The 3,311-nt window shown below is 62.7% G+C and carries 5 protein-coding genes and 1 pseudogene; 3 read left to right on the top strand and 3 right to left on the bottom strand.

Annotation, left to right across the window (positions count from 1 at the left end; all coding sequences use genetic code 11):
• Positions 1–6: 6 nt before the first annotated feature.
• From AAFM29_RS16840 to AAFM29_RS16830, 3 genes and pseudogenes are all read left to right on the top strand, one after another.
• A pseudogene (locus AAFM29_RS16840) lies at positions 7–450 on the top strand (TonB-dependent receptor domain-containing protein); the annotation flags it as partial.
• Entirely contained in the window at positions 443–817 is a 375-nt protein-coding gene (locus AAFM29_RS16835; RefSeq protein ID WP_341713901.1) for a TonB-dependent receptor domain-containing protein, read from the top strand. The pseudogene AAFM29_RS16840 and the gene AAFM29_RS16835, both read left to right, overlap by 8 nt.
• 161 nt (positions 818–978) lie before the next feature.
• Positions 979–1,698, top strand: a complete 720-nt coding sequence (locus AAFM29_RS16830; protein ID WP_341713900.1) for a TonB family protein — start codon at positions 979–981, stop codon at positions 1,696–1,698.
• Positions 1,699–1,707: 9 nt separating this feature from the next.
• On the opposite strand, the gene AAFM29_RS16825 is transcribed toward AAFM29_RS16830, so the two are convergent.
• The 3 genes from AAFM29_RS16825 to AAFM29_RS16815 all read right to left on the bottom strand — a co-directional run.
• Positions 1,708–2,019 (bottom strand): polyhydroxyalkanoic acid system family protein, encoded by a 312-nt coding sequence (locus AAFM29_RS16825; protein WP_341713899.1) that lies wholly within the window; start codon positions 2,017–2,019, stop codon positions 1,708–1,710.
• Positions 2,019–2,777 carry a hypothetical protein gene (locus AAFM29_RS16820; protein ID WP_341713898.1) on the bottom strand — a complete coding sequence of 253 codons (759 nt, stop codon included), beginning with the start codon at positions 2,775–2,777 and terminating at the stop codon, positions 2,019–2,021. The genes AAFM29_RS16825 and AAFM29_RS16820 overlap by 1 nt, the downstream gene beginning before the upstream one ends.
• 1 nt (position 2,778) lies before the next feature.
• Positions 2,779–3,311: toxic anion resistance protein (locus AAFM29_RS16815; RefSeq protein WP_341713897.1), on the bottom strand; the 533-nt coding region annotated here is incomplete at its 5' end.

The raw sequence follows: 3,311 nt of genomic DNA, 5'->3' as shown, positions 1-3,311 counted from the left end.
CAGCGTGTGCTCAAGTATGACGACATTCTTCCGAACGTCGGCCTGCTGTTCAAGCCCAGCAACCGGATCTCGGTGTTCGCCAACTATTCGAAGGGCCTGCAGGTCCCCGGCACCGATAACCTCTACAACTCGATCTTCTTCCCGATCGACACGGCGAGCGTTCAGCCGGTTCCGGAAACCACCGATTCCTTCGATCTCGGTGGCCGCCTGCGTACCGGCGACTTCAATGTCCAGGTGACCGCTTGGTACACGCGCTACAACAACCGCCTTGGTTCGGCTTACGATCCGATCATCGATCGCACCGTGTACCGTAACCTGGGTCGGGTCGATAAGTACGGTCTGGACGGCTCGATCTCGTGGCAGCCGACCCCGAACTTCGTGCTCTATGTCTACGGTTCGGTGCTTGAATCGGACATCAAGGAAGACGTGCAGGCTGGCGTAGATGGTTCGGGCAACCCGACCTTCTTCCTCTCCGACGCACTCCTTCGGTGGCCGTGTCCAGTACAATGCCGGTCCGTTCGAATTCGGCCTGCAGGCCAAGCGCACCGGCAAGCGTTACATCAACGACGAAAACCTGCCGCTGTCGGGTTATGGCTCGGCCACCGTGTCGGGTTACACGCTGGTTGATCTCGACGCGCGTTGGAACCTTGGTGAAACGCCGTGGGGCAATCAGGCAGCCATCCAGCTGAACATCACCAACCTGTTCGACGAACTCTATGTCGGTGGTTTCGGTGGCAGCCTCAATGCCGGCAGTTCGCCGTTCGTCCAGATCGGCGCGCCGCGCGCAGCGAGCCTGTCGTTCGTGATCGGCTACTAATGAACAGCTGATCCGGGGCGCTTCGCTCCGGGTCGGAAACAATCGGGGGCGGCCTTTCGATGGAAAGGCCGCCTCATTTGTATCAACGGCCGTGCTTCCCTTGGCTATGCGATGGTGCGAACCGCCCGGAACGCAAAGGTGAGATAGACCGTTGGTGCTCGATGGTTGAAGAAACGACCCGCTACGCTGCTCAGAAGAAGCGACCCAATCCATGGGTAATCGCGCTCATCGTCTTGATTCACATCGGGATCTTCTACGGCTTGATCCGCAGCTTCGCCCCGGGGCCGATGGCCCAGCTTGAGCGGTCGGTGGTCTCAGCTTTTACCGTAACAGTGAGCGCGCCCCCGGAAGAGCCCGAGGATGCAGAACCGGACGGGGCCCAAGGCGATCCGGGTCAGGAAGCGGTCGCCAGGCCTGTTACCGCTCCCTCGCCCAAGCAGCGCGTGCGTGAGGACCTGCCGGCGCCGCGGGCTGCATCGACCGGTGCGGCCGACAGCTCGGGAGCTACCGACGCCGGGGCTGGAACCGGTGCTGCAGGTAGCGGCATTGGAACCGGAAGTGGCGATGGCGGCGGTGGCCGAGGCGGCGGCGCGGCGACCAAGCCAGAGATCATCTCGGGCGTCCTCAATTCCTCGCGCGACTTCCCGATCCCTCCCGGTGGTCGCGAGGCGCGGATCGGAACTTCTGTGATTGTGCGGGTTATCGTTCAGCCGGACGGGCGAGCGACCAATTGTAGCGTCTATCGCGCCAGCCCGTTCCCCGAGACCGACCAGGCCACCTGCCAGCTGGTGATGGAGCGCCTGCGTTTTCGCCCCGCGACCAATCGCGCAGGTGAGGCGGTAGCCGCACCGTTCTATTACCAGCAACGCTTCTTTAATTAGGCGGTGAGATCAGCTGTCGCTGTGGTCGGCCAGCATCTTCTGGCCTTCCTTCTTGATCGCCTTGGAGATCATCGGCTCCACGAAGGACAGCATTGCAGGCAGGTCGACTTCGAAGACGACCTGGCCTTCCTCAACCAGCACGCGCCCATCGATCTTCTGGCCCATCGCGCCGACGGATAGCGTCATCACGTCCTCATTGGGCCAGGTCGTTGTGACATCGGCCACGCCACCGGGAATGAAATTGGCGATTTCGTGGCTGCGCGAATGTAGCCGGCGACGGACCTCCGCCTTGTCCAGGTCATGGCGGATCGGGACGCGCATCAGCTCTTGTGCTCCAATTGCGGGCTGGTCTCAGCCCCTTCGCCAAACTTGTAGTCGAGGTAGCGGTGCTTGATCGCGAGATCGTCTAGCGAGCCTTCGGCAAGCTGACGCGTGATCGAATCGATCTCTCCGCTAATCTTGGCGAGGCTGTCAGTCAGCTGTTCGTCCGGGGTAGAGCCGGCCCGCTTTTCGGTCCGGAGATGGGAGGGGATCTTGCGATAGCTTTCGACCATTTGCGGCAGCTGTTCGCCCACCAGGCTGCGCACTTCGCGCGCCTTCGGATGATCTTGGTCGAGCCCGTCGAGCTGGTAGCCGAGCCCATCGAGCTGGACGCCGATCTGGTCGACCAGCGTCACCGCCGGCGCGGGCAGGGCGGGGCGCTGCGCCTCCAGCCACAGTTCGGTGCGGCTGACCATCTGCTGGACGTTGCCCTTGTTGATGTCGGGCAGCTTGGGTGTCTTGAGCTTGGGGTAATTGCCCAGCACCGCCACGGCGACGATGCTGGCGAGTACCAGCGTCATGACGCCGACGAAGCCGAGCCCGTCGATAATCAGGCCGAGCACGCCCATGCCTACCCACAGCGCGAACAGCGCGATGGCGACGTTGCGGACCTTCTTCTTCAGGTGGTCGCGCTTTACCCGGGCAGAGCCTTCGCCGATCGAGAGTGCGCGCCGGTGGCGCCCGCCCGCGCGATTGTCGTCGCGCAAGCGACGGCCTTCCTCGATCAGGCGCTGGCTCTCACGGGTAAGGTCGTTCATCTCATTCGGCCGTCAACAGGGAGCTCTCGTTGATCTGCTTCGAAGCCTGGGCCTGTCCCTCGGCGCGGGCGATGTAGCCCTTCGACTTCTCCACCTCGCTGGAGAGCAAGGTGACCGTCTGTTTCATGCTGTCGAGCGCACGCAGCTTGAACGCGTCCACTTCGTCCATCGTGTCGTAGATGTTCTGGAAGGCGCGTTGCAGCGTTTCCAGCGGGATCGTACTGGCGGCGGCCTGTTCATGGATCTTGCCGGTCTGGTCGCGCAGCATGGTGCTGGTGGAATCGATGATGCCCGCAGTGGTCTCGTTGAGCGCAGTGATCTGGCCAAGCACCAGCCGCTGGTTGGTCATCGCTTCCGCCACGGTCACCGCCGTGCGCAGCGCGCCGACGGTGGTGGTGCTGGCGCGGTCGACGCCCTTGACCAACTCAACGTTGTTCTTCTTGACCAGATCGAGTGCGAGGTAGCCCTGCACGCTCACCGCCATTTGCGTGAGCAGATCCTGCGTACGCTGGCGGACGTAGAACAGCGCGGTCT

Origin of the sequence: Erythrobacter sp. (assembly GCF_038133525.1) — a bacterium.
Classification (GTDB): Bacteria; Pseudomonadota; Alphaproteobacteria; order Sphingomonadales; family Sphingomonadaceae; genus Qipengyuania.
Note: the sequence above shows the minus strand (reverse complement) of the source record. Positions and strands in the feature narration are given on the sequence as shown.